This window comes from Pseudomonas sp. TCU-HL1, from assembly GCF_001708505.1.
Lineage (GTDB): Bacteria > Pseudomonadota > Gammaproteobacteria > Pseudomonadales > Pseudomonadaceae > Metapseudomonas.
Genome location: NZ_CP015992.1, coordinates 1,954,719 through 1,979,014, shown reverse-complemented (window position 1 = coordinate 1,979,014; position 24,296 = coordinate 1,954,719). Strand labels below are relative to the sequence as shown.

Here is a 24,296-nt window from a genome sequence, read left to right as displayed (position 1 = left end):
ATGTCTCGGCTGCGGGAACGGGAAAGGCGAGCTTAGCCAGAGGCGGGGGCGAAAAAAAGCTCCGGCCGAAGGCTGGAGCTCTGTTGTGGGAGCGAATTCATTCGCGAAACAGGCAGCTGGACTGGCCGGACTTCCCCGGGGCGACTTCGTCGCCCTTCGCGAATAAATTCGCTCCTACAAGGAGAAGTTCGCATCGGCCCCTCAAGCGATCCCCTTTTCCCGCATGTAGCTCTCCACCATCTCGATGAACACCCGCACCTTGCGGGTGCGACGGCGATGAGCCAGGTAAAGGACATGAACCCAGGGGCCGAAGGCGTCGGGTTCCATCTCGTAATCGGACATCACCCGAACCAGTTGGCCGCTGGCCAGGTAGGGTGCGGCGCTCCATTGCGGCATCACCTGCAACCCATGACCACCCAGCAGGCAGGCGAGCAGGAAGTCGTAGTTGTCACTGGTCATTCGTGGCGCGGGCTGCGGCACACGGATGCGCTCGTCGCCACGCCAGAGCCACCAGAAATGCCGGTTGAGCAGCGGATGCTGGAAGATCAGCCAGTCATGCTGCTGGTAGGTGTCCAGCGACACGGTCAGCCCCTTACGCTTTAGGTAGGCCGGGCTGCCGCAGAGGTAGATGCGGTTCTCGGTCAACGGCCGGGCAATCAGGCCTGGCAGGTCGGTGGGCCCGTCGCGCAGCGCCAGGTCGTAACCGCCATCGATCAGGTCGACGAAGGCATCGTTCAGGTCCACTTCCAGGCGCACCTGCGGATGCTCGTCCATGAAGCGGCAGCAGACCTCGCTGAGAAAGGCCGGGCCGAAGGACGGCGGCGCGGTGAGGCGCAGAGTGCCACGCAGCTCGTGCTGCAACTGGTCCACCTCTTCCCCGGCCAGCTGCAACTGCATCAGCGCCTGGCGCGTACACTCCAGGTAAATGTGCCCGGCTTCGGTCAGGGCCATGCGCCGGGTGGTACGTTCGAACAGGCGCACGCCCAGTTCGCCCTCCAGGTGCCCCACCGCCTTGGTCAGCGCAGAAGGCGTCTTGCCGATCTGCTCGGCGGCACGGCTGAAGCTGCCGTACTCCGCCGTGGCGACGAACATGGTGAGGGCGCTGAGCTTGTCCATTGATCTATTCCGAGTCGGCACAAAAGTTGTGCGGAAACATAGCATTCTGTCACTCAACCGGCTTGGTTAGGCTCTGCGCCAGACCAACAAGAACCGGAAACTGCCTGATGAAAACCTTCGTCCCCACCCTGATAGCCGCCGCGCTGGCTTGTTCCTCGATGGAAAGCATGGCAGCGGTCGATCTCATCCTGCACAACGCCAAGGTCTACACCGCCGAACCCGGCCAGCCTCTGCAACAGGCCGTGGCGGTGGAGGACGGCAAAGTCCGCGCCGTGGGTAGCAACGCCGAGGTACTGCGACTGAAAGAGTCCGGCACCCAGGTGCTCGACCTCGGCGGCAAGGTGCTGATGCCAGGCTTCGTCGACTCCCACTCCCACGCCATCTTCGGCGGCCTGGAGCTGGATTCGGCCTCCATGGGCGGCCAGTTGATTCCCGTGGCGGAGCTGGAGCAGCGCCTGCGCCAGTGGCGCGACAATGGCAAGGCCCGGCATGGCGATGCGCTCAGCGTCAGTGGCATGCCGTCGGCCGCCTGGGGCCAGGTGACGGAGCTAGAGCAGCGCTTCAACCAGGGTGAATGGGCCGATGTGCCGATTTTCTTCATGGGTTGGGACCACCACACCGGCTGGGCCAACCGCGCAATGCTGAAACGTGCCGGTATCGACGCTGCCCGGGTGAAGGGCCTTGCGGGCGAGGCAAAGGCCACGATCGGTCATCATCCCGATGGCCAGCCCAACGGTTTCCTCGCCGATGCCGGCCTGGACCCAGTGATGGCGCAGTTGCCACCGGCCACCGCTGGGCAACTGCTGAAGGCCACCCGCTCAGCGCTGCGCTACAACCTCAGCCTGGGCATCACCGCGTGGATGGACCCGGCGGCCAACGCCGCGCCGGGTGAACCGCTGTTCGACTTCAAGCCCACCGCGCAGACCCTGGGCGTACTCCCGGCCTACAAGGCGCTGGCCGAGAAGGGTGAGCTGACCGCCCATGTCGCCGCCCTGCTGGTGGCCAACCCGAAGAGCACGCCGGCCGACCTGGAAACCCTCGACCAGGTGCGCCAGCAGTTCCAGGGCGTACCCAACCTGACCCTGCCTGGCATCAAGGTGTTCGCCGACGGCGTGGCGGAAATCCCGGCGCAGACCGCCGCCATGCTGGAGCCCTACAAGAACTCCAACAAGCGCGGCGAACTGCTGATCGACCCGGCGCATTTCGGCGAGCTGGTGAGTGCGGCCGATGCCCGTGGCTGGCTGGTGCACGTGCATGCCATCGGCGACCGCGCGGTGCGCGAATCCCTCAATGGCATCGAGCAGGCGCGCAAGGACCGCCAGAGCGGTATCACCCATTCGGTCACCCACCTGCAGATGGTCAACCCGAAGGAGTTCGCCCGCTTCAAGCCACTGGGTGTGATCGCCTCCATGCAGCTCTACTGGGCCAGCGCCGACGAGGTCAGCATTGACCTGGTCAAGCCCTACATCAGCGCCATGGCCTTCCAGTACCAGTACCCGGCCCGGTCGCTGCTGAAGAACGGCGCCACCATTTCCGGTGCCAGCGACTGGCCGGTGACCACCCCGGAACCCTGGAAGGCGATCTACCAGGCGGTCAGCCGCCAGGGTCCGAAAGGCGTGCTGAATGCCGCCGAGGAAATCGACCGGGAAACCATGTTCCAGGCCTACACCCTCAACTCTGCCCGCACTATTGGCCTCGACAAGCAGATCGGTTCGCTCGCTCCCGGCAAGCAGGCCGACCTGATCCTCCTGGACCGCGACGTGTTCCAGGTCGAGCCCGAAGCCCTGCGCGACACCCAGGTACTGAAAACCTGGTTCGCCGGTCGCGAAGTCTTCAGCGCCGCCCTCTAAACACAAGAAAAACCCTGCTCCGTGCTCATCCTCCCGCCCCTGGCGGGGGGCTGGCGAAGCCTTGCCTGCATCTGCCCGAACAATCACAACAACGGGAAACCCTCGATGAAACGCTTCACGCTCCTTGCGCTCGCCCTGGCCCCTCTCGCCTGCCAGGCCGTGCAACTCTCCGACGACTTTTCCCTGCAGGTCGACCTGACCCTGGCCAGCGACTACCGCACCCGCGGCATTTCCCAGACCCAGAACGACCCGACGGCCCAGGCCGGCGCCACCCTCCTGCACAGCAGCGGCCTGTACGCCGGGGTCTGGACCTCGAATGTGGATTTCGGCTTCGGCCTCAAGACCCGCCAGGAGGTGGACTACTACGCCGGCTGGTACTGGCAGGCCACCGACGACATCAGCCTCGATACCGGCTACATCAAGTACAGCTACCCGAAGGAAGGCCAGTTCAACCAGAGCGAGGTCTACGCCATCCTCGCTGCCTACGGATTCAAGCTTGCCGCGCAATACTCCAACGACGCCAAGAACCTGTTCGGCGAAAAGCAGGACACGCTCTACAGCTACGTCGGCTACGAAACCACCCTGCCCCTGGATGTGGGCCTGAAGCTGCGCTACGGGCGCAACGACTTCAAGGACCCGCTGTTCTGGTCCACCGGCGGCGAAAGCGCCGACGCCTACCACGAGTGGGAAGCCAAGCTGACCCGCGACTTCGCCGGCGTCACCTGGGGCCTCGCCTACGTCGACACCGACCTGTCCGAATCCGAATGCGCCAGCTACTACGGCTTCACCGATGTATGCAGCGCGACCTGGGTGGCGAGTGTGAGCAAGCGTTTCTGATCCGGATCTTTTGGACCTCGTGTAGGGTGGAAATCGCTCTTAATTTCCACCATCGGTGCCGCACCAGGCTCCGATGGGGGATCGATGAAGCGTGATCCCCCTATGCGAACATTGATCTCCTCCTCTCAAACCAGCTCTTGTGGGGGCAAGTTGATTCCGCTTCAAACTGTTCCGCCAATTTGAAAGCAAGTTGTGGATTGCGCCGCTTCCTCGGGCGGCGCATTTTGCCGGCTCCCCTGCCCGGAGCCTGTCATGAAACCCGCCGATCTCGTCCGCCTGCTGAGCCTTGCCGCCATCTGGGGAGCCAGCTTCCTGTTTATCCGCATGCTGGTGCCGGAAATCGGCGCACTGCCCACGGCCTTTCTGCGGGTGCTGCTGTCGGCCATCGGCCTTGCCGTGCTCCTCGCGGTGCTGCGCAGCAACTGGGACTTTCGCGGCAAGCTGGGCAAGACCCTGGTGATCGGCATCGTCAGTTCCGGGGTTCCGGCGGCCATGTACGCCCTGGCCGCGAAAGTACTGCCGGCCGGCTACTCGGCCATCTTCAACGCGACGACGCCACTGATGGGAGTGATGATCGGCGCGCTGTTCTTCGTCGAGAAACTGACCGGCGCCAAGGCCCTCGGCGTACTGATGGGCCTGGCCGGCGTGGCGGTGCTGACCCGTACCGGCCCAGTGGCCTTCGATGCGCAACTGCTCTGGGGCGCCGCCGCCTGCCTGGTAGCCACCACCTGCTACGGCTTCGCTGGCTTCATGACCAAACGTTGGATCACCGAAGCAGGCGGCATGGACAGCGGCCTGGTCGCCCTCGGCTGCCAGATCGGCGCCACCCTCTGCCTGGTCCCGGTATTCGCCTGGGACGCCTCCGCCATGCCCCTGGCGCCCCTGCTGGAGCCCGGCACCTGGCTGACCCTGGCGGCGCTGGGCTTTGTCTGCACCTCGTTCGCCTACATCCTGTACTTCCGCCTGATCGCCAACGTCGGCCCGGTGAAGACCATGACAGTGACCTTCCTGATCCCGCCGTTCGGCGTGTTCTGGGGCGTGCTGCTGCTCGATGAGTCGGTGTCGATGGCGCACCTGCAAGGCGGCGTACTGATCACCCTGGCGCTGTGGCTGGTGCTCAAGCCGGCGGCTGTGCCGGCTGCGGTGAAATCGGCGGGGTAACCGCAGAGCGGTTCTCTGTAGGGGCGAATTCATTCGCCAAGGAGCACGCAGTGCTCCCCCGAATCCCCTCAGGGCGGACCTTCGGCCCGCATGGCGAATAAATTCGCCCCTACACCAGATCGTGCGGGACGAGTCCTAGCGCCCCGTCTTGATCGCACTCCAGACACGGGTCCGCACACGGTCGACCTTCGGCGGCATGGACTCCAGGGCGAACAGGCTCTTCATCACGTCGGCCGGCGGGTAGATGGCCGGGTCGGACTTGATCTCGGCCTGCACCAGAGGGTCGGCGCCGGCGTTGCCGTTGGCGTAGTGCACCGAATTGCTGATGCCGGCCATCACGTCCGGCCGCAGCAGGTAGTTCAGGAACGCATAGCCAGCCGCTTCGTCAGGCGCATCGGCGGGCATGGCGACCATATCGAACCACATGGGCGAGCCTTCCTTCGGTGTGGAGTACTGGATGTTCACCCCGTTGTTGGCTTCCTTCGCGCGGGTGGCAGCCTGCAGAATGTCGCCGGAGAAGCCCACGGCCATGCAGACGTCGCCATTGGCCAGGTCACTCACGTACTTCGAGGAATGGAAGTAGGTGATGTAGGGACGCACCTTCATCAGCGCAGCTTGTGCGGTCTTGTAGTCCTCGGCTTTCTGGCTGTGATGCGGCAGGCCCAGGTAGTTAAGGGTGATGGGCAGCAGCTCGGGGCCGTTGTCGAGCACGGCGACGCCGCACTTGGCGAGCTTTTCCATGTATTCGGGCTTGAAGAAGATGTCCCAGGAATCCACCGGTGCGTTGTCGCCCAGCACGGCCTTGACCTTCTCCACGTTGTAGCCGATGCCAGTGCTGCCCCAGAGGTAGGGGAAGCCGTACTGGTTGCCCGGATCGTTCACCTCCAGCGCCTTGAGAAGCACCGGATTGAGGTTCTTCCAGTTGGGCAGCTGGCTCTTGTCCAGCTTCTTCAGGGCGCCGGCCTGGATCTGCTTGGCCATGAAGTGGTTGGACGGCACTACCACGTCATAGCCGGATTTGCCGGTCATCAGTTTGCCATCGAGGGTCTCGTTGCTGTCGTATACGTCGTAGCTGGCCTGGATGCCGGTTTCCTTGCTGAAGCTGGAAACGGTGTCCGGGGCGATGTATTCGCTCCAGTTGTAGATCTTCACCGTACCGGCCGCCTGGGCGGCGGTGGACATGGCCAGCGTCAGAAGGAGGGGCGCGAAGGAACGTGTCATTGTCGTTGTGTCCTGGCTGCTTATGGATCGAGACCCCGTCGTGCGGGGCTTCCAGCTTCGCCATCACGGCCGGCAGTGACAATGCGCGGCAAGTCCCAGCGTGCCCGCGAGGAAGCCTGGCCTGCTGCATGAGAGGGATGCCCCACCCCCGTGTGCGCCACGGGGCGAGCCATGAGTCGGGGGAGCTACGAGCCGGCACAGTCGCAAGAGCCTACGTAGGTTGTGGCAGAGCGCAGCGAAGCCCAACGGTGCGAGGCCCATCCGCTGAACGTTGGGCCTCGCGTAGCTCGGACCAACCTACTGTTGCAGCTCCTGCTCGGTGAACAGCCCGTCGAACAGCATGCTGGAGAGATAGCGCTCGCCCGAGTCCGGCAGCACGACGACGATGGTCTTGCCCTGCATTTCCGGGCGCTCCGCCAGGCGCGCGGCCACGGCCATCGCAGCACCGGAAGAAATGCCGCAGAGGATGCCTTCCTCACGCATCAGGCGCAGGGCCACGGCCTTGGCATCATCGTCGGTGCACTGTTCGACGCGGTCGACCAGGGTCAGGTCGAGGTTCTTCGGCACGAAGCCGGCGCCGATGCCCTGGATCTTGTGCGGGCTGGGTTTCACTTCTTCACCGGCCAAGGTCTGGCTGATGACCGGGGACGACACCGGTTCCACCGCCACCGAGAGGATCGGCTTGCCACAGGTTTGCTTGATATAGCGGGACACACCGGTGATGGTGCCACCGGTGCCGACGCCCGATACCAGCACGTCCACGGCGCCTTCGGTGTCGTTCCAGATCTCCGGGCCGGTGGTCTTTTCGTGAATCGCCGGGTTGGCCGGATTTTCGAACTGTTGCAGCAGCAGGTACTGCTCGGGATTGGCGTTCGCCAGTTCGTTGGCCTTCTCGATGGCCCCCTTCATGCCCTTGGCCGGTTCGGTGAGCACCAGTTCGGCACCCAGGGCCTTCAGTACCTTGCGGCGCTCCAGGCTCATGGAGGCAGGCATGGTGAGAATCAGCTTGTAGCCACGGGCCGCGGCGACGAAGGCCAGGCCGATGCCGGTGTTGCCCGAGGTAGGTTCCACCAGTGTCATACCCGGCTTGAGCCGGCCGGAAGCCTCCGCATCCCAGATCATGCTGGCGCCGATACGGCATTTCACCGAGTAGGCGGGGTTACGGCCCTCGACCTTGGCGAGAATGGTCACACCGCGCGGCCCCAGGTGGTTGATACGCACCAGGGGTGTGTTGCCGATGGCTTGTGAGTTGTCGGCGAAGATGCGGCTCATGGCGGAATCCTTGTCATGGCGGAAAAAAGGAGCCCAAGCCTAAGGCTCAGCCGCAGGAGCGTCCAGCGCTCCACGGAAGCTGCTCGAGGGCATACCTGCCATTCAGTGACTGAATGAAGCTTCTGCGTTCACAGTCGACTTGCGCGCGCGTTATAGTCAGCTTTTTCCCAAATACTGAACCGTCCGGTTTTCCAACCGGCGCCTTAAGTCCGAGGATTCCCTGATGAAGTTCGAAGGCACCCAGTCCTACGTCGCCACCGACGATCTCAAGCTCGCGGTGAATGCCGCCATCACCCTGCAGCGCCCGCTGCTGGTCAAAGGCGAACCGGGTACCGGCAAGACCATGCTGGCCGAGCAACTGGCCGCCGCCTTCGGCGCCAAGCTGATCACCTGGCATATCAAGTCCACCACCAAGGCGCACCAGGGCCTGTACGAGTACGACGCGGTCAGCCGCCTGCGCGATTCCCAGCTGGATTCCGACAAGGTCCACGACGTTCGCAACTACATCAAGAAAGGAAAGCTCTGGGAGGCCTTCGAGTCCGACGAGCGCGTGATCCTGCTGATCGACGAAATCGACAAGGCCGACATCGAGTTCCCCAACGACCTGTTGCAGGAGCTCGACAAGATGGAGTTCTACGTTTACGAGACCAACGAGACCATCAAGGCCAGGCAGCGCCCGATCATCATCATCACCTCGAACAACGAGAAGGAGCTGCCGGACGCCTTCCTGCGCCGCTGCTTCTTCCACTACATCGCCTTCCCCGACCGCGACACCCTGCAGAAGATCGTCGACGTGCACTACCCGAACATCAGCAACTCGCTGGTGGCCGAGGCGCTGGACGTGTTCTTCGACGTGCGCAAGGTGCCGGGCCTGAAGAAGAAGCCCTCCACTTCCGAGCTGGTGGACTGGCTGAAGCTGCTGATGGCCGACAACATCGGCGAAGCCGTGCTGCGCGAGCGCGACCCCACCAAGGCCATCCCGCCGCTGGCCGGCGCCCTGGTGAAGAACGAGCAGGACGTGCAACTGCTCGAGCGCCTGGCCTTCATGAGCCGCCGCGCCAGCCGCTAAGCGCTTTTCTCCCCTCTCCCTCCGGGAGAGGGGCCGGGGGTGAGGGAAGCCCAGCCGAACGCAGGAGGTTATAACCATGCACCACGGCAGTTGCCTGTGCGGCGCGGTGAAGTACGAAATCGACGCGCCCATCGAGTCGGCCACCCATTGCCATTGCAGCCAGTGCCGCAAGGGCCACGGCGCGGCGTTCGCCTCCTACGGCAACGTTCGTCGCGAGCATTTCCGCTTCGTACAGGGGCTGGATTTGGTGGCCGAGTTTCACTCGTCCCCTGGGGTGACCCGGACGTTCTGCCGGCAGTGCGGTTCGAACCTGCAATGGTTCGCCGACCATCCGTACCCCAACTGGGTTTCGCTCGCCCTGGGCACGCTGGACTCACCGCTGGGACCGATCCCGCAGAAGCACATCTACCCCGAATCCAAGGCCGACTGGTACGCCATCGCAGACGGCCTGCCCCAGGAGCCCCGCTCCTGAGAACCAACAGATAGACGAGGGTGCAGCCATGCTGCTCAACCTGTTCAACGAAATGCGCGCAGCCAAGGTACCGGTCTCGGTCCGCGAGCTGCTGGACCTGATCAACGCGTTGAAGCACAACGTGGTGTTCGCCGACATGGACGAGTTCTACTTCCTCGCCCGCACGGTGCTGGTCAAGGACGAGCGACATTTCGACAAGTTCGACCGTGCCTTCTCCGCCTACTTCAAGGGCCTGGAGAAGCTCGACGACTACCTCCAGGCGCTGATTCCCGAGGAATGGCTGCGCAAGGAATTCGAACGCATGCTCACCGATGAGGAGCGTGCGCAGATCCAGTCCCTCGGTGGCCTGGACAAACTGATCGAGGAGTTCAAGAAGCGCCTCGAAGAGCAGAAGGAACGCCATGCCGGCGGCAACAAGTGGATCGGCACCGGCGGCACCAGCCCCTTCGGCTCAGGGGGCTTCAACCCCGAAGGCATCCGCGTGGGTGATGCCGGCAAGCGCCAGGGCAAGGCCGTGAAGGTCTGGGACCAGCGCGAGTACAAGAACCTCGACGACCAGGTGGAACTGGGCACCCGCAACATCAAGGTCGCCCTGCGCCGCCTGCGCAAGTTCGCCCGCGAAGGCGCGGCGGAAGAGTTGGACTTGGAAGGCACCATCGACCACACAGCCAAGGACGCCGGCCTGCTCAACATCCAGATGCGCCCAGAGCGCCGCAACACCGTGAAGCTGCTCCTGCTGCTGGACATCGGCGGCTCCATGGACGCCCACGTGAAAGTCTGCGAGGAGCTGTTTTCGGCCTGCAAGACCGAGTTCAAGCATCTTGAATATTTCTACTTCCACAACTTCATCTACGAGTCGGTGTGGAAGAACAACCTGCGCCGCACCTCCGAGCGCACCTCTACCCTCGACCTGCTGCACAAGTACGGCCCGGACTACAAAGTGGTCTTCGTCGGCGACGCCGCCATGGCGCCCTATGAAATCACCCAGGCCGGCGGCAGCGTCGAACACTGGAACGAGGAGCCCGGCTACGCCTGGATGAAGCGCTTCATGGAGAAGTACAAGAAGCTCATCTGGATCAACCCCTACCCAAAAGACACCTGGAACTACACCGCCTCCACCAACATCGTCCGCGAGCTGGTCAACGACCAGATGCATCCCCTGACCCTGCAGGGGTTGGAGGACGGGATGAGGTTTCTGTCGAAATGAACAACGGGCCCCGAAGGGCCCGTTTTTCATTCAGTCGGTCGAGGGCGAACTGGTGTTCGAGAATACCGGCGAGGGCTGAGTCGCCCTGCGGGCGCTTCGCGGGCCGAACTTCCGGGCCGTCTCCACGAAGGGGGTCACGATCAGGCTGTAGATCGTCAGGAAGCGCTCTCGGTCCTTCTCTCCGGTGCCGAAACGGATGTCTTCCGGTGTCGAGGTCGTGACGTAGAGCGTGCCGAACATCCAGTCCCAGAGTGACAGGTTGGTACCGAAGTTCTTGTTGAAGTGCTTGGGTGCGTCGCTGTGGTGAATCTGGTGCTGGGCCGGGCTGTTCAGTACATGCTCGACCACAGGCCCGAACGACAGCCAGACATGGCTATGCCGCAGGTTGGCCGCCAGGCCGTTGAAGATGAACACCAGGTAGGTGACCCCAAACAGGGTGTAGCGGCTGATCTCCCCGCCACAGGCGTACCAGAAGGCGCCGATGTAGAGGCCGAGGAAAATGCCGGTACTCAGTTTCTCGACGATCTTCTCAAGGAAGTGGACCCGGCTCGCCGTCGCAGGCACCAGCACAGGCGCCGAGTGGTGGACCTTGTGGAAGGCCCAGAGCCAGCGGGAATGGAAGGCCCGGTGAGCCCAGTAGTGGACGAAGTCCTTCACCAGGAATACGCCCAGCCCGAAGAGCAGGGAAAGCCCGAGGTTCTCCCCCAGTTGCGGGCGCGCCCCCCAGAGGTTGGTAAAGAAGGCGATGTAGTCCCCGGAGCGCAGTATGAGCGGGTCGACCAGCCCGACTATGGGCAAGACCAGGGCGACCTTGAGGATGGCCCGCACGAAGTAGTAGCGGTAATCCAGCAACGCCGACCTGTGGAAATACACCCGGCTGCCGCCGATGAATTGCCAGAACGAGCGGGCGTCGGACAGCTCGCGGTGCTTCCGGAAGCGGAACAGGCCGTAGGCGATGCCGTAGGAGATACAGAGGAACAGCACGCCGAAGCGGCCGTTCAGATCGAAAATGCCGGCGAACTGGTGGCTGACCGGCTCGATCACCCACTCGGCCAGTTGCTCATAGAGATGCAGGAGAACACCCATGAATGGCTGGCCTCGACAAAAGGGAACGCATTGTAAATCAAGATAGGAATCATCTACGAATCCGCCTTGTTCGCATTGCGTCCAGGCGATAGCCGGCATGCATCAACCGATACATCTTCGGGCTTCCGTAGGCCGTATGCGCACCGATTGCCGGGTCAGCCTTGGCGCTATGCCCTGCTACTGAGTTCGAATCACCTGAAGGGGCGATTTCAATCGCGATGCAGGCCGCAGGCCTGCACATCAGGGGCAGCGTTGCTGCCTTTCGCGAATGAATTCGCCCCCACAAGGGAGAGTGACGGCGTGCTCAGCGCCAATGGCGCTGCTGCACCTTCCGGCTGCGGCCCACACCGGCAGCGGCGCCGATGAGCAGGAGAACGCTCTCCACCACCCAGGCCAGCAGCAGACCGGCGCTGAGCCCCCAGGCGATGGCTTCGGGTTTCAGCAGCAACTGGTAGCTGTAGGCGGCGATGGTTTCCTGGCGCAGTTCGGGGTTGGCCATGGCCAGCACGTGCCAGGCACGCTGGAACCAGGGGCCTTGCAGGGCTTGCCATTCCCGTTGCATCAGGTCATTGCGGGCCACGAGGCTGGCGAGGCTGTCGGCATCGCTGCGCATCACCGGATCGCTGCTTGCGCGGTAATGCGCCACCAGGGTGTCGAGGTTGCCTTCGAAGAAGCGCGCGGCGGTTTCGCGGAAGCCTGAAAGACCCTGCTCCGCTTCCAGGCGATGGGCGTCGACGCGCTTGGCGTAGTCATCGATGAAGCCCGGCACCTGCACCCCGACCAGCAGGCCAAGGGTGAACAGGATCAGGCGCAGGTAGCTTCGCAACATTCCCTGTTTCTCCGGTGGTCAGGTACGGCCCTGGGTGATGATTTCCCCACGGCGCCAGAGGATCCACTCGCCGGGCTGGAAGATGTTCCAGGTTTCATTATCGGTCAGGGGCTCGGTGCTGATCACCGTGACCACGTCGTTGGGCGTGGTTTCGGCCTGGAAGTCGACGGTCAGGTCGGCGTCTTTCAGGCGTGCCGGGCCAAAAGGTGCACGGCGGGTGATGTGGGCGAGCCTGGTGGAGCAGAAGCTGAACAGCCAGTCGCCGTCACTGAGCAGGCAGTTGAACACGCCCTTCTGGCGGTATTCGAAGCAGGCCTGGATCAGCACCGGCAGGAGGATTTCCGCCATCACCGGCTCGGGGAAGGCACCGCGCACGCGGTTCAGCAGGTCGCAGAAGGCGGCTTCGCTATCGGTGTCGCCGACCGGGCAGTAGAAACCCTTGGGCGGCTCGAAGCCGGCCAACTGGCCGTTGTGGGCGAAACACCAGTTGCGCCCCCAGAGCTCGCGCACGAAGGGGTGGGTATTGGACAGGCAGACCTTACCGACGTTGGCTTGGCGGATGTGGCCGATCACCGTCTCGCTCTTGATCGGGTAACGCTGTACCAAGCGCGCCACTTCGGACTCGACGCTCGCCGCCGGGTCCTGGAACAGGCGCAGGCCGCGCCCTTCATAGAAGCCAATGCCCCAGCCGTCGCGGTGCGGGCCGGTGCCACCGCCGCGCTGCATCAGGCCGGTGAAGCTGAAAACGATATCGGTGGGGACGTTGGCGCTCATGCCAAGCAGTTCGCACATGGTTCGGGACTCTGGCGTCAGGCGTTCCTGGAATTGGGCGACTTCCCGGAGCGGGAAGCGAATCAGGGCGTTCCAGGCCGGGTGTGGCCCATGCTGAACGCCCCGTGGCCGGGCTGCAAGGCCCGGCAGGTCAGAGCCTGGGTTCGATACGCAGGCGGCGGTCGCCGTCCTCGTCGTAGCGGGTATCCACCTCGGGAGAGCGCTCCTGCATCATCTCGCGCAGGGTGGGCTCCTCTTCGACCTTTTCCGCGGCTTCTCGCTCGGCGCGGCGGGCCTTGAGCTTCTGCTCGATGGGCCAGCGGATAGCGGCGAATACCAGGTACAGGGTCAAGGCGATGATGCTGTACATGGTCAGGTCGAGCACGCCCTTCCAGGCGTTGTTGCCGACCTTGAACAGCACGTCCAGGGCGGTAATGGCCACGGCCGGTGCGAACAGGTCCTTGGCCGGGTCGACAATGGTGGGCGTCAGCAGCAGCACCGCCACCAGCACCCGCAGGGGTTCCCGCAGCCAGCGCCACATCCAGCCCGTGAGGCGGAACCAGACCAGCAGGCAGCCAAGCGCGGCAACTCCGTAGGCGGCCCAGGCGAGCAGGTAGTCGTTTTCAGTCATTGGCGTCCGTGGCAAGGCTGGCAAAAGGGCGCTTATGATAACGGCTTTTCTCGGTTCCGGCGCTCCTGCCGTCGCCGCCCGCCCAGCCTTCGAGACTGCCCATGCCCCACGCCCCTATCGCCCGCATCGAATCCGGTGACGACCCCTACCGCTGGCTGGAGGAACGCGACGCCCCCGAAGTGCTCGCCCACCTCGAAGCGGAGAACGCCTGGCTGGAAACCGAGCTGGCCAGCCAGAAGGACCTGCGCGAAACGCTGTTCCAGGAAATCAAGGGCCGCATCCGCGAGACCGACCTGTCCTTGCCGGTGCCCTGGGGCCCCTGGCTTTACTACCAGCGCACCACAGCGGGCGACGAGTACCCACGCCATTACCGCTGCCCACGCCCGGCCGACGGTTCGCTGACGCTGGACGACACCCACGAGGAACTGCTGCTGGACCCGAACGAACTGGCGGCCGGCGGTTTTCTCTCCATCGGCGCCTTCAGCATCAGCCCCGACCACGCCCGCCTCGCCTACAGCCTGGATACCAGTGGCGACGAGATCTACCAGCTGTTCGTCAAGGAACTGGCCACGGGTGAGACCCGCGCCCTGCCCTTCGAGCAGTGCGACGGCAGCATGACCTGGGCCAACGACAGCGCCACGCTGTTCTTCGGCGAGCTGGACGACACCCACCGCCCGCACCGCCTGCACCGCCACCGCTTGGGCAAAACCGGCGCCGAACTCGTGTTCGAGGAGGGCGACGGGCGCTTCTTCCTCAACTGCTACCGCGCCAGCTCAGAACGCCAGCTGATCCTGCTGCTGAACAGCAAGACCACCAGCGAAACCTGGGTACTGGATGCCGACACCCCCGAAGGTACCTGGACCTGCCTGGCCCCTCGCGAGGAAAGCCACGAGTACTACGCCGACCACGGCAAGCTCGCTGGCCAGTGGACCTGGCTGATCCGCAGCAACCAGACCGGCATCAACTTCGCGCTCTACCGGGCCACGGAAGCCGAACCCACCCGCGCCCACTGGCACGAGCTGATCGCCCATGACGAGGCGCGCATGCTCGAAGGCGTCAGCCTGAATGAAGGAGGCTTCGTGCTCAGCCTGCGTGAAGGCGGCCTGCCGATCATCCAGGTGCACCCGGAAGGCGCCGCGCCGTACCCGCTGCAACTGCCCGATGCCGCCTACAGCCTGTATGTGCAGGACAGCCTGGAATTCGACAGCCCGGTGATCCGCCTGCGCTACGAGGCCCTCAATCGCCCTGCGCAGGTCCGCCAGCTGGAGCTGGCCAGCGGCGCCCAGCAGGTGCTCAAGGAAACCCCGGTGGAAGGCCCCTTCGACGCCGACGCCTACGTCAGCCAGCGCCTATGGGCCACGGCGGCGGACGGCACGCGCGTGCCCATCAGCCTGGTGGCCCGCCGCGAAACCCTGGGCAAGCCCGCCCCTCTCTACCTCTATGGCTACGGGGCGTACGGCGAAAGCCTCGACCCCTGGTTCTCCCATGCACGGCTGAGCCTGCTGGAGCGCGGCTTTGTCTTTGCCATTGCCCATGTGCGCGGCGGCGGCGAGCTGGGCGAAGCCTGGTATCGCGCCGGCAAGCTGGAGCACAAGACCAACAGCTTCGGTGACTTCATCGCCTGCGCCGAGCACCTGATCGCCGAGGGCTACACCCGCCCGGCGCAACTGGCCATCAGCGGTGGCAGCGCTGGCGGCCTGCTGATGGGGGCAGTGCTCAATCTGCGCCCGGACCTGTTCGCCGCGGCCATTGCCGAAGTGCCGTTCGTGGATGTGCTGAATACCATGCAGAACCCCGATCTGCCGCTGACAGTGACCGAGTACGACGAATGGGGCGACCCGAACGAACCCGAGGTGTTCGCACGGATCAAGGCTTACGCACCCTACGAGAACGTGAGCGCCCAGGCCTATCCGGCGATGCTGGTGGTGGCCGGCTACAACGACAGCCGCGTACAGTACTGGGAAGCGGCCAAGTGGGTAGCGCGCCTGCGCGCCAAAAAAACCGACAGCAACCCGCTGCTGCTCAAGACCGACCTCGGCGCCGGCCATGGCGGCATGAGCGGCCGCTACCAGGCGCTGCGCGACGTGGCGCTGGAGTATGCCTTCCTGCTAAAGGTGCTGGGCTTGCCTCAAGGCTGATCAGGGACTGCCGGTGCTGGTGCCGAGCCCTCTGGAGTTGCGTTCCAGCTGCTGCTCCAGCACCGGAATCGACTGGTCGCGCTGCTCCAGGGATTCCCGTAGGCGCTGTTCCTGGTCCGGACGCTTCATCAGTTGCGGGCTGCCGCTCTGCGGCGCCGGGCTGGTGATGGCACGCGGTGTTACCTGCGGATAAGGCTGCGGGTTGGCGACACCGGGCGAGCCGGCCGGCGCCTGCAAGGGCGCACGCAAGAGCGGCGAATTCTGCGCCGCCGCCCCACCCGCAATCAGGGCCAGCGCCAGCAGCAGCTGAATGTGCGATCGCTTCATGGGCCTGCCTTCGGCTCGTACCTGGCTTGAGTCTAATCCCCGATGGACGGGGCGACTCGCCATTCGACAGTACGGCGATCCTCATTACCCGGTCTAGACTTTTCTGCAGGCCCTGGCACGGAGTCCGGCGGATGACCACGGAACGCCCCACGTCTCCAGCGAGCAAGCTGGACAGGTTGCTTGCCGACGAACGCAAGCGACGCGAACACAGCTACAGGGAGCAGGCGCTGAAGCTGTATCCCTGGGTGTGCGCCCGCTGCGGTCGCGAATTCAGCGGCAAGCGCCTTTCCGAACTTACGGTGCATCACCGCGATCACAACCATGACAACAACCCACCGGACGGTTCGAACTGGGAGCTGCTCTGCCTTTATTGTCACGACAACGAGCACTCCCGTTACACCGACCAGCAGTGGCACAGCGAAGAACAGGCTGGCGCGGGTTCGCAACCCCGCGCCACCTACAAGGCATTCGCCGCCATCGGCGACCTGTTGAAGCGCGAGCAATAGCCCGCCGCGCCGTTCGTCACCGAGTCCGCAAGGAGATCACGATGAAGATCCTGATGGTACTGACCTCCCACGACCAGTTGGGCAACACCGGCAAGAAGACCGGTTTCTGGCTGGAGGAGTTCGCCGCGCCTTATTTTGCCTTCCGCGACGCCGGCGCCGACGTGGTGCTGGCCTCACCCAAGGGCGGCCAACCGCCACTGGACCCCAAGAGTGACGATCCGGACGCCCAGACCGAGGCGACCCACCGCTTCCGTGGCGACGACGAAGCCCGCCGCGCCCTGGCCAACACCCAGATGCTGGCTGGCCTGGTGCCGGGCGACTACGACGCGCTGTTCTACCCGGGCGGCCACGGTCCACTATGGGACCTGGTGGACGACCTGCATTCCATCGTGATGATCGAAAGCTTCTACGCCGCAGGCAAACCGGTGGGCGCGGTGTGCCATGCCCCAGCGGTGCTGCTCAACGCCAAGGCTCCGGACGGCGCGCCGCTGGTGCAGGGCAACGCGGTGACCGGTTTCGCCAACTCCGAGGAAAGCGCCGTGGGCCTGGCCGAGGTGGTGCCCTTCCTGCTGGAAGATGCGCTGAAGGAGCAAGGCGGCCATTACTCCAAGGTGGCGGACTGGCAACCCCATGTGGTCACAGACGGCAACCTGATCACCGGGCAGAACCCGGCGTCGTCCGAGCCGGTCGCAGCGGCCCTGCTGGAACTTCTGAGCGGACGGCGGGGGGAGATGTAACCCGTGGGAGCGAATTCATTTGAACGTGGGAAACCAGCAGGATGCTGCCGGTCCCGTAGGGTGCGCCGCGCGCACCGTGAGACGGACTCGGAGTCGCCACCATCGCCTCGGTGCGCATAGCGCACCCTACTGTTGGGCACGGTGGCGGAGATCAGTTGGGTGCTGCGTGTGAGGATGGCCCCCCTTACAGGGGGCAAACACAAGTCCACGTTCTACGAACGTGGATCTTTACTCGCGATGCAGGCCGCAGGCCTGCTACAGGTTGTAGCCCTGCACGTCGATTCGCGAATGAATTCGCTCCCACAATACAAAGCAGCAGTCACCGCAACAGCTTGGTATCCAGCACGTCCGACGCGCCGCCCATGATGTTTTCGGTAATCTCGATGAAGTCCTTGGTACTGGCCTTGTCCAGGCGCATCAGGCCACGGGCGACGTCGTCCATGGAATGTTTGCCATCGGTGCGCAGGCGGATTTCCTTGTCCAGGTCCTGAAGCAGCAGCACGGCGCGTGCGGTGACGGGGCCGGAGGCCTGTTCGCCGCGCAGGCTGTCCACTTTCTTGCTCCACTGGCGCAGTTGCTTGCGAATGGCTTCGTAACGATCGTCGCCCAGGCCGCCGGCACGGCGCACCAGTTCGATGGCGTAGTACTCGGCAACGCCTTCGCTGATCCAGTCGCTGCGGTCGGTATCGCTGATCCGGCTGAGCACATGCACCAGTTCGTGCACCAGGGAGCTGGTGCCGTTCTCGCTCACCAACGGACGGGCTGAGTGCATGAAGTAAGAATTGGGGGCCGACAGGCCGCCGCGCCACATGGGGTCGTTGGCACCGACGATCAGCAGCTTGCCCGGTTCGCGCGGGAAGACTTCCTGGGCATGGGGCCAGACGAAGGTCAGCATCGTCAGGATGTCCATGCGACGCATGCCCTCACCCACCGGCGAGCTGACGGTAACGTCCGTCGCCCCCAGCGTCGCGCGGCGGCTGCCGAGCTTGCCGGCGAGTATCCAGCCGGTGGGCCGGTCGAACATGCGCTCGGGGTTGTCGATACGGAAGCGGTTCTTGCCAACGCGGGACCAGCCGGTTTCCACCGACTGCCAGCCCTTGGGCAATTCGAATTGCAGGCGCGCCAGCAGGTCGACGCCGTCCAGCATGTCCAGGCGCGCACTGGGCACCAGATCGTCGCCCCGCAGCAGTGCCCAATCGGGGGTCATGCGGGCGTCGAAGCGGCCGTCACCGCGCGGATGGCTGATGCGCACCTTATAGCTCAGGCTGGCCTTGCCGCTGCCGGGCACCCAGGTGCCATGGGTCGGGTCATCCTGGGTCCAGCTGCCGCTGGCCTTGAAGTCGCTGTAGTAGCCCTTGTCGCCCAGGTCGAAGCGCAGGCTGCGCACCACGTCGCCCTTTTCCAGCACCAGGCTGACTTCGGCCTGGTCGCTCTCGGGGAGGAAACGCACCTGGTAGTCGAGATCGACCTTCTTGGCCGCCCACAGCGGGGCGCTCAGGGTCAGCAGGAGGGAGGACAGCAACAGCTGGGTGCGGGCGGACATCGAGGGTGGCTTCCTTGGTGGATGTGACGGTCAGTCCCTGAGACTCGAAAGGCGGCGGTTTGATCCGTGACCGGCCCTAGCCTGCGCGAAAAATCAGATAGTCCTCCCAATCATCCTCCGCCACGCTGTTTTCACTGAGCATGCGACCGGATTGGGAGATGCCCGCCTTGTGCACCGCTTCCGGGTCGTTGCAGACCAGGTGGTGCCAGGGCGGCAGGTCCTTGCCTTCGGCCACCAGCCGGTAACCGCAGGTGGGCGGCAGCCAGCGGAACTCGTCGGCCTGGGCCGGGGTGAGCTGGATGCAGTCGGCGACGAACTGGCGACGATTGGCGTAGTCGGTGCAGCGGCAGGTCTTGAGGTCCAGCAGCTTGCAGGCGATGCGCGTGTAATAGACGCTGCCGTCGTCCTCATCCTCGAGTTTCTGCAGGCAGCACAGGCCGCAGCCATCACAGAGGGATTCCCATTCCTCCTGATCGAGCTGATCGAGGGTCTTGCGCTTCCAGAAGGGTTCGACTTTGGCGGCCATGGCGTGCGGGGGCTAATTCGGGGGCGCGTAGTCTAGTCGGGTCCAAGGTGTCGGCCAAGCATAGCTGACCATTGGTTACGGCGCGGCCCGCTCAGTAGCCGCGCTCGAAGCTCACCTGCCCCCGAAGCGGCTCCCCGCAGCGGTAGCGCCCCAGGTTGTCGACGAACAGTGCGGCCATGGCGCTGGGCAGCGTGGGGGCCGAGCTGTGCCCGGTGACCAGCAGGTTGGGCGCGTTCCAGAACGGATGCCAGGCCGGTAGCGGCTCCTCACGGCAAACGTCGATCACGGCAGCCGCCAACTGGCCGGCCTCCAGCGCAGCCACCAGGTCATGGTCGACCACCGCCACGCCGCGCCCGGCATTGATGAACAGTGCGCTCGGACGCATGCACGCGAAGAGGGCGGCATTGTAGATGTCGCGGGTGGCCGGGGTGTCCGGCAGCAGGTTCACCACGCAATCGGCCCAGCCCACCTGCTCGGCCAGGGCTTCCATGCCAAAAACCCGCTCGAACGGTTCCAGCTGGCGGGGCTCGCGGGCAATACCGTGGAGCTCGACACCGAAGGGTTCAAGGAAGCCCGCCACACTCTGGCCGATATCGCCACTGCCGACGATCAGCACGCGCTTGCCTTCCAGGCTGCGCGGCAGGCGATTGTCCCAGCGCTTTTCGGCCTGGGCGGCAACCCGCGAAAGCAGCTGCCGCTGATGCGCCAGCAGGTAGGTGAGCACGTATTCGGCCATCACCTGGCCGAAGATGCCGACGGCGCGGGTGAGCTGGTAGTCATGGGGCAGATCGGCCGCCAGCAGCGGGGTGATGCCAGCCCAGGTGGACTGCATCCATTCCGGCTTGCAGCCCTTGCGCAGCAATTCCGCCATCAGGTCGGGCTCGCCCAGCCACACCGGGCATTCCCGCGCCGCATCCAGCAAACGCTCGACCTCGCTGCCGCCATGCAACTGCAGGCCGGACTCGGTGCGCAGCAGGTCGGCGTAGAGGGCGAACTCCGCTTCGGCGATCAGGATTTTCATCAGAGAGGGTCGTTCATCCGCAACAGTTCTTCCGGCAGGTGCTCGATGTACTCCTCCTCGCCCGGCGGCATCTGCAGGTGGTAGCCCTGCTTCTCGATGTTCTCCAGCACCTTTCCGATATCCTCGCGGGCCAGCTTGCGCTCGGGGCTGAGCACCAGGTCGAAGGTGTGCAGAGGGGCGCCGAAGGCGGCGATCAGGGCCTCGGGCACGCGGCTCAGGGCTTCGCGCTTGTCAACGTAGAGGTACATCTCGTTCTTGCGCGGACTTTTGTAGATGGAGCAGATACGTTTCATGGTCGGGCTCGTGGGGCAGGCCGTGCCGGGCGGCACGGCTTGAGGGTTCATTGGCCGGCAGTGGCCAGGGTGTCCAGCAGGGCCTGGCCCATCAACTCGCGGCGCCAGCCACGCAGGCCCTCGGGCAGGCTGTAGGGGCCATCGGGGTAGCCGCTCTTCAGCAGGGCCTCCAGGTGCTTCTTGCGCAGCATCAGTTCCGGGGCCATTCCCAGGCGCTCGGCTTCGGCCTGGCCAACCGCGCGCAGCTTCTTCAGCAGCGGCGAGGCCTCGTGCGGCAACGGCTCGGGCAGCGTCTCGGGCCAGTGCTCGGGCGGCGTCTCGGCGGCCTCGCGGATCAATTTAAGCAGGGTATTGCCGTCCTGACGCACGGTGCGCGGATGCATGTCGTCGATTCTCGCCAGCGATACCAAATTGTCCGGCTGGAAGCGCGCCAGGGGCCAGAGGCTGTGCTCGCGGAGAATGCGGTTGCGCGGCTGGTCACGCAGGCGTGCCTCTATTTCGCGCCAGGCACACAGCTCTCGCAGTACCGCGAGCTGGGCGCGTGACAGTTTCCAGGCCAGCTTGGCTTCGCGGTAGAGCTCTTCGGGGGCAATCTCGCGGCGCAGGTTGGCCACCAGCTCGGCACAGTCTTCCAGTACCCAGGCGCGCTTGGGCTCGGTCAGGCGCGGTGCCAGGGCGGCGTAGACCTCGGCCAGGTGCTGGACGTCTTCGGCGGCATAGCGCACCTGCATCTCGGTGAGCGGGCGCTGCAGCCAGTCGGAGCGGGTTTCGTCCTTCGGCAGGTCGATGCCCAGCACCGACTGCACCAGGCGCGAGTACCCCATGGAGTAACCGATGCCCAGGTAGCCGGCAGCCAGTTGGGTATCCAGTAGCGGTTGCGGCAACGAGCCGGTCAGGCGCAGGAAGACTTCCAGGTCTTCGCTGCAGGCATGCACCACCTTGAGCACGGCGGTGTCTTCCAGCAGCCCGGCGAAGGCGGACCAGTCGCCAATCAGCAGCGGATCGATCAGGAAAGCCCGCTCGCCGTCGCCGACCTGCACCAGCCCGGCCTTGGGATAGAAGGTGTCGACCCGCATGAACTCGGTGTCCAGGGTCACGAAGGGCAGGCGACGCCAATCGGCGCAGTGTTTGGCCAGCGAGGCGTCGTCGCGAATCCAGATAATGTCGATGGCCACAAGGCTCTCCTTGAATCAGTGGCGCGCAGTATATATCGCGCGGAGCCTCGCTTCGCGCCTTGCATCGCTCCCGCCCCGCTGCAACGCGTCCCGGCGGGGCGGGTTGGCGCCTAGGCCAACTCGCTGCGCAGGCGTTCGCGCAAGGCCGCGGAACTGGGCAGCATCGGCAGGCGCAGTTCGTCGGTAATCAGCCCCTGCATGGCCAACAGGCTTTTCACCGGCGCGGGATTGGGCTCGGCGAAGGCCAGCCGAAGCAGCGGCTGCAGTTTCTGGAAGATCCCTCGCGCGGCGTCGAGTTCACCGGTGCCAACGTATTCCACCAGCCGCACGAACTCGCGGGTGTGGATATGCGCTGCGGCGGAGATGGCCCCGCGACCGCCCAGGCAGAGCGTGGTGAAGATCTGCCCATCTTCGCCGGTCAGCACGTCCAGCTCAGCGTCGGCGATCAGCGCCTGGGTGGTTTCAGGGTTGCCGCCGCAATCCTTGATCGCAACGATCCTCGGGTGCCGGGCCAGTTGGCGCAGGGTGGGCAGTTCGAGGCGGACACCGGTGCGATAGGGGATGTCATAGAGAATCACCGGCACGATCGAGGCATCGGCGATGGCGCTGAACCAGGCCAGCAGACCATCCTGCGACGGGCGGATGTAGTAAGGCGCCGGCACCAGCACGCCTGCGACGGGTCGGCGCTGCACCTCGCGCTGGAAGGCGAGCACGTCGGCCAGGTTATTGCCCGCCAGCCCCATCACCAGGCACTCGGCAGGCACTTCGTCGAGCAGCGCGTCCAGCACGGCCAATTGTTCGTCCTTGGACAAGGCCGCCGCCTCCCCCGTGGTGCCGCAGGCCACCAGCCCGGCGGCACCTTCATCCAGCAGATGCCGAGCCAGGCGGCGAAGTGCGGGAAAGTCGATGGCGCCATCATTGAAGGGGGTCACCAGGGCAACCCAGATTCCAGAAAACACAGGCATTGCAAATCTCCTTTGGCTGACCGTCAGAGTCACCGTCGGAGGGATGCAGGGAGGGATGTTCGAGGGAGGATCGACCTACTTTCGCGCCCACTGTCCTGTCAGCCCATCTGACGGGACAGCGCGCCCCGGTCAAATGAGCGACTGTTTCTTCGATTTACCCACAACGACGCCAATAGCCGACGCCTGGGCCGGAAGGGCCAGGGCAAGAACGGCGGAGGAAGCGATGGCGGGCATTGAAAGCTCGGTTGAATGCAGCGAAGGGCCTGATACTGCGCAAGCGGCCCCGGCACTGTCAACTGCGGCCTGCCTGATGCCGCAACATTCAGCCCTGGCGCCAGTGGCGGACGGCTGCTAAAAAGCCCGCGCAGAAGAACAAGGCTCCGGCCGACACCGACCTGAAGGGATACAAGAACATGAAGAAGCTGCTGGGCCTGCTCGCCCTGCTGATCGCCGCCGTGGCGGTCTACCTCGCCATCACCCCCTCCCCCATCGATCCGCTGGCCTGGGACGCCCCCAAGGCACCGACCATGACCGGCGTGCTGGAGCCCAACGACACCCTGATGAAGGCCGAGCTGATCGCCCAGGGCCAGGTACAGGGCCCGGAAGACACCGCCGTCGACGCCCAGGGCCGCCTCTATGCCGGCCTGCATGACGGCCGCATCGTGCGCATCGGTGAGAACGGCCAGGTGGAAACCTTTGTCGAAACTGGCGGCCGCCCGCTGGGCATGGACTTCGACGCCGCCGGCAACCTGATCGTGGGCGATGCCTACAAGGGCCTGCTGCGCATCGACCCGCAGGGCCAGATCAGCGTACTCGCCGCCGAAGCCGAAGGCGGGCCCTTCCGCTTTACCAACGACCTGGACATCGCCCAGGACGGCCGCATCTACTTCACCGACGCCTCGAGCAAGTTCGAGCAACCGGATTACCTGCTGGACCTGCTGGAAGCCCGTCCCCACGGCCGCCTGATGCGCTTCGACCCGGTGACCGGCAAGACCGAGGTGCTGCTCAAGGACCTGTACTTCGCCAATGGCGTAGCGCTGTCGGCCAATGAGGACTTCGTGCTGGTCAACGAGACCTACCGCTATCGCATCACCCGCTACTGGCTGAGCGGCGAGAAGGCCGGCACCCATGATGTGTTCATCGACAACCTGCCGGGCCTGCCGGACAACCTCCAGGGTGACCACCAGGGCACCTTCTGGGTCGCCCTGCCCACCCCGCGCAAGGCAGACGCCGATTTCCTGCACACCCAGCCCTGGCTGAAGGCGCAGCTCGCCAAGCTGCCGCGCATGTTCTGGCCCAAGCCGGTGCCCTACGGCCTGGCGCTGCAACTGAACGAGAAGGGCGAGATCATCCACAGCCTGCACGATACCAGTGGTACCCACTTGCGCATGGTCACATCGGTCAAGCCGGCGGGGGACTACCTCTACCTGGGCAGCCTGGACAACGACCGGATCGGCAAGCTGAAGATCCGCTGAGCCCCGAAAGACCGGAGTCCGGATCGAATGTGTAAGGTGGACATCGCTTTTCATGTCCACCATCCGGG

General features: G+C 64.6%; 24 protein-coding genes. 10 read left to right on the top strand and 14 right to left on the bottom strand.

The features are described from left to right. Nucleotides 1–201 precede the first annotated feature (201 nt). Nucleotides 202–1,116 (bottom strand): LysR family transcriptional regulator, encoded by a 915-nt coding sequence (locus THL1_RS09230; protein ID WP_069082990.1) that lies wholly within the window; start codon nucleotides 1,114–1,116, stop codon nucleotides 202–204. A 107-nt stretch (nucleotides 1,117–1,223) separates the two neighbouring features. Between THL1_RS09230 and THL1_RS09225 the strand changes: the two genes are divergently transcribed. The 3 genes from THL1_RS09225 (at nucleotide 1,224) to THL1_RS09215 (ending at nucleotide 4,964) form a co-directional block, all read left to right on the top strand. Further along, nucleotides 1,224–2,966: an amidohydrolase gene (locus tag THL1_RS09225; protein ID WP_069082989.1), complete on the top strand. Its 1,743-nt coding sequence runs from the start codon at nucleotides 1,224–1,226 to the stop codon at nucleotides 2,964–2,966. Nucleotides 2,967–3,071: 105 nt separating this feature from the next. Continuing rightward, complete coding sequence (locus THL1_RS09220) at nucleotides 3,072–3,803, top strand: TorF family putative porin (protein WP_069082988.1); 732 nt, start codon at nucleotides 3,072–3,074, stop codon at nucleotides 3,801–3,803. 252 nt (nucleotides 3,804–4,055) lie between these two features. Further along, entirely contained in the window at nucleotides 4,056–4,964 is a 909-nt protein-coding gene (locus THL1_RS09215; RefSeq protein ID WP_069082987.1) for a DMT family transporter, read from the top strand. 135 nt (nucleotides 4,965–5,099) lie between these two features. Here the strand turns inward: THL1_RS09215 and THL1_RS09210 are convergent, their stop codons facing one another. After that, nucleotides 5,100–6,185 carry a polyamine ABC transporter substrate-binding protein gene (locus THL1_RS09210; RefSeq protein WP_069082986.1) on the bottom strand — a complete coding sequence of 362 codons (1,086 nt, stop codon included), beginning with the start codon at nucleotides 6,183–6,185 and terminating at the stop codon, nucleotides 5,100–5,102. A 297-nt stretch (nucleotides 6,186–6,482) separates the two neighbouring features. Continuing rightward, entirely contained in the window at nucleotides 6,483–7,457 is a 975-nt protein-coding gene (cysK, locus tag THL1_RS09205; RefSeq protein WP_069082985.1) for a cysteine synthase A, read from the bottom strand. A gap of 223 nt (nucleotides 7,458–7,680) precedes the next feature. Here cysK and THL1_RS09200 point away from each other — a divergent pair, with 223 nt between their 5' ends. The 3 genes from THL1_RS09200 (at nucleotide 7,681) to THL1_RS09190 (ending at nucleotide 10,205) form a co-directional block, all read left to right on the top strand. Next, nucleotides 7,681–8,526, top strand: a complete 846-nt coding sequence (locus tag THL1_RS09200; RefSeq protein WP_069082984.1) for an AAA family ATPase — start codon at nucleotides 7,681–7,683, stop codon at nucleotides 8,524–8,526. Between the two features lie 76 nt (nucleotides 8,527–8,602). Then, on the top strand, nucleotides 8,603–8,998 hold the full coding sequence (locus THL1_RS09195; RefSeq protein ID WP_069082983.1) for a GFA family protein: 396 nt from the start codon (nucleotides 8,603–8,605) through the stop codon (nucleotides 8,996–8,998). Nucleotides 8,999–9,026: 28 nt separating this feature from the next. After that, nucleotides 9,027–10,205 (top strand): vWA domain-containing protein, encoded by a 1,179-nt coding sequence (locus tag THL1_RS09190; RefSeq protein WP_069082982.1) that lies wholly within the window; start codon nucleotides 9,027–9,029, stop codon nucleotides 10,203–10,205. A 30-nt stretch (nucleotides 10,206–10,235) separates the two neighbouring features. Here THL1_RS09190 and THL1_RS09185 read toward each other — a convergent pair whose 3' ends face one another. The 4 genes from THL1_RS09185 to THL1_RS09170 form a co-directional block, all read right to left on the bottom strand. Beyond that, nucleotides 10,236–11,291 (bottom strand): sterol desaturase family protein, encoded by a 1,056-nt coding sequence (locus THL1_RS09185; protein ID WP_069082981.1) that lies wholly within the window; start codon nucleotides 11,289–11,291, stop codon nucleotides 10,236–10,238. Between the two features lie 304 nt (nucleotides 11,292–11,595). Beyond that, nucleotides 11,596–12,120, bottom strand: coding sequence for a DUF2937 family protein (locus tag THL1_RS09180; protein WP_069082980.1), 525 nt, complete (start codon nucleotides 12,118–12,120; stop codon nucleotides 11,596–11,598). A gap of 18 nt (nucleotides 12,121–12,138) precedes the next feature. After that, on the bottom strand, nucleotides 12,139–12,912 hold the full coding sequence (locus tag THL1_RS09175) for a class II glutamine amidotransferase (RefSeq protein WP_069082979.1): 774 nt from the start codon (nucleotides 12,910–12,912) through the stop codon (nucleotides 12,139–12,141). A gap of 130 nt (nucleotides 12,913–13,042) precedes the next feature. Next, on the bottom strand, nucleotides 13,043–13,522 hold the full coding sequence (locus THL1_RS09170) for an MFS transporter (RefSeq protein WP_069082978.1): 480 nt from the start codon (nucleotides 13,520–13,522) through the stop codon (nucleotides 13,043–13,045). Nucleotides 13,523–13,617: 95 nt separating this feature from the next. Between THL1_RS09170 and THL1_RS09165 the strand changes: the two genes are divergently transcribed. Then, on the top strand, nucleotides 13,618–15,660 hold the full coding sequence (locus THL1_RS09165) for a S9 family peptidase (protein WP_069082977.1): 2,043 nt from the start codon (nucleotides 13,618–13,620) through the stop codon (nucleotides 15,658–15,660). Here THL1_RS09165 and THL1_RS09160 read toward each other — a convergent pair whose 3' ends face one another. Then, nucleotides 15,661–15,987 carry a hypothetical protein gene (locus THL1_RS09160; RefSeq protein WP_069082976.1) on the bottom strand — a complete coding sequence of 109 codons (327 nt, stop codon included), beginning with the start codon at nucleotides 15,985–15,987 and terminating at the stop codon, nucleotides 15,661–15,663. 131 nt (nucleotides 15,988–16,118) lie between these two features. Here THL1_RS09160 and THL1_RS09155 point away from each other — a divergent pair, with 131 nt between their 5' ends. Both THL1_RS09155 and THL1_RS09150 read left to right on the top strand, forming a co-directional pair. After that, nucleotides 16,119–16,493, top strand: coding sequence for a YajD family HNH nuclease (locus THL1_RS09155; RefSeq protein ID WP_069082975.1), 375 nt, complete (start codon nucleotides 16,119–16,121; stop codon nucleotides 16,491–16,493). Nucleotides 16,494–16,534: 41 nt separating this feature from the next. Beyond that, entirely contained in the window at nucleotides 16,535–17,230 is a 696-nt protein-coding gene (locus THL1_RS09150; RefSeq protein WP_069082974.1) for a type 1 glutamine amidotransferase domain-containing protein, read from the top strand. A 319-nt stretch (nucleotides 17,231–17,549) separates the two neighbouring features. Here THL1_RS09150 and THL1_RS09145 read toward each other — a convergent pair whose 3' ends face one another. From THL1_RS09145 to dapA, 6 genes are all read right to left on the bottom strand, one after another. Next, nucleotides 17,550–18,773 carry a hypothetical protein gene (locus THL1_RS09145; RefSeq protein WP_069082973.1) on the bottom strand — a complete coding sequence of 408 codons (1,224 nt, stop codon included), beginning with the start codon at nucleotides 18,771–18,773 and terminating at the stop codon, nucleotides 17,550–17,552. Between the two features lie 76 nt (nucleotides 18,774–18,849). After that, nucleotides 18,850–19,299: a YcgN family cysteine cluster protein gene (locus tag THL1_RS09140; protein ID WP_069082972.1), complete on the bottom strand. Its 450-nt coding sequence runs from the start codon at nucleotides 19,297–19,299 to the stop codon at nucleotides 18,850–18,852. Between the two features lie 91 nt (nucleotides 19,300–19,390). Beyond that, nucleotides 19,391–20,320, bottom strand: coding sequence for a D-2-hydroxyacid dehydrogenase (locus THL1_RS09135; RefSeq protein WP_069082971.1), 930 nt, complete (start codon nucleotides 20,318–20,320; stop codon nucleotides 19,391–19,393). Beyond that, nucleotides 20,320–20,613 (bottom strand): YcgL domain-containing protein, encoded by a 294-nt coding sequence (locus THL1_RS09130; protein WP_069082970.1) that lies wholly within the window; start codon nucleotides 20,611–20,613, stop codon nucleotides 20,320–20,322. Before THL1_RS09130 ends, THL1_RS09135 begins: the two co-directional genes overlap by 1 nt. 47 nt (nucleotides 20,614–20,660) lie before the next feature. Further along, the gene (gene rnd / locus THL1_RS09125) at nucleotides 20,661–21,788 is read right to left on the bottom strand and encodes a ribonuclease D (protein WP_069082969.1); all 1,128 of its coding nucleotides are present in this window, start codon (nucleotides 21,786–21,788) and stop codon (nucleotides 20,661–20,663) included. A gap of 110 nt (nucleotides 21,789–21,898) precedes the next feature. Further along, nucleotides 21,899–22,753: a 4-hydroxy-tetrahydrodipicolinate synthase gene (gene dapA / locus THL1_RS09120; protein ID WP_069082968.1), complete on the bottom strand. Its 855-nt coding sequence runs from the start codon at nucleotides 22,751–22,753 to the stop codon at nucleotides 21,899–21,901. A 413-nt stretch (nucleotides 22,754–23,166) separates the two neighbouring features. Between dapA and THL1_RS09115 the strand changes: the two genes are divergently transcribed. Next, on the top strand, nucleotides 23,167–24,228 hold the full coding sequence (locus tag THL1_RS09115) for an SMP-30/gluconolactonase/LRE family protein (protein ID WP_069082967.1): 1,062 nt from the start codon (nucleotides 23,167–23,169) through the stop codon (nucleotides 24,226–24,228). Nucleotides 24,229–24,296: the final 68 nt, after the last annotated feature.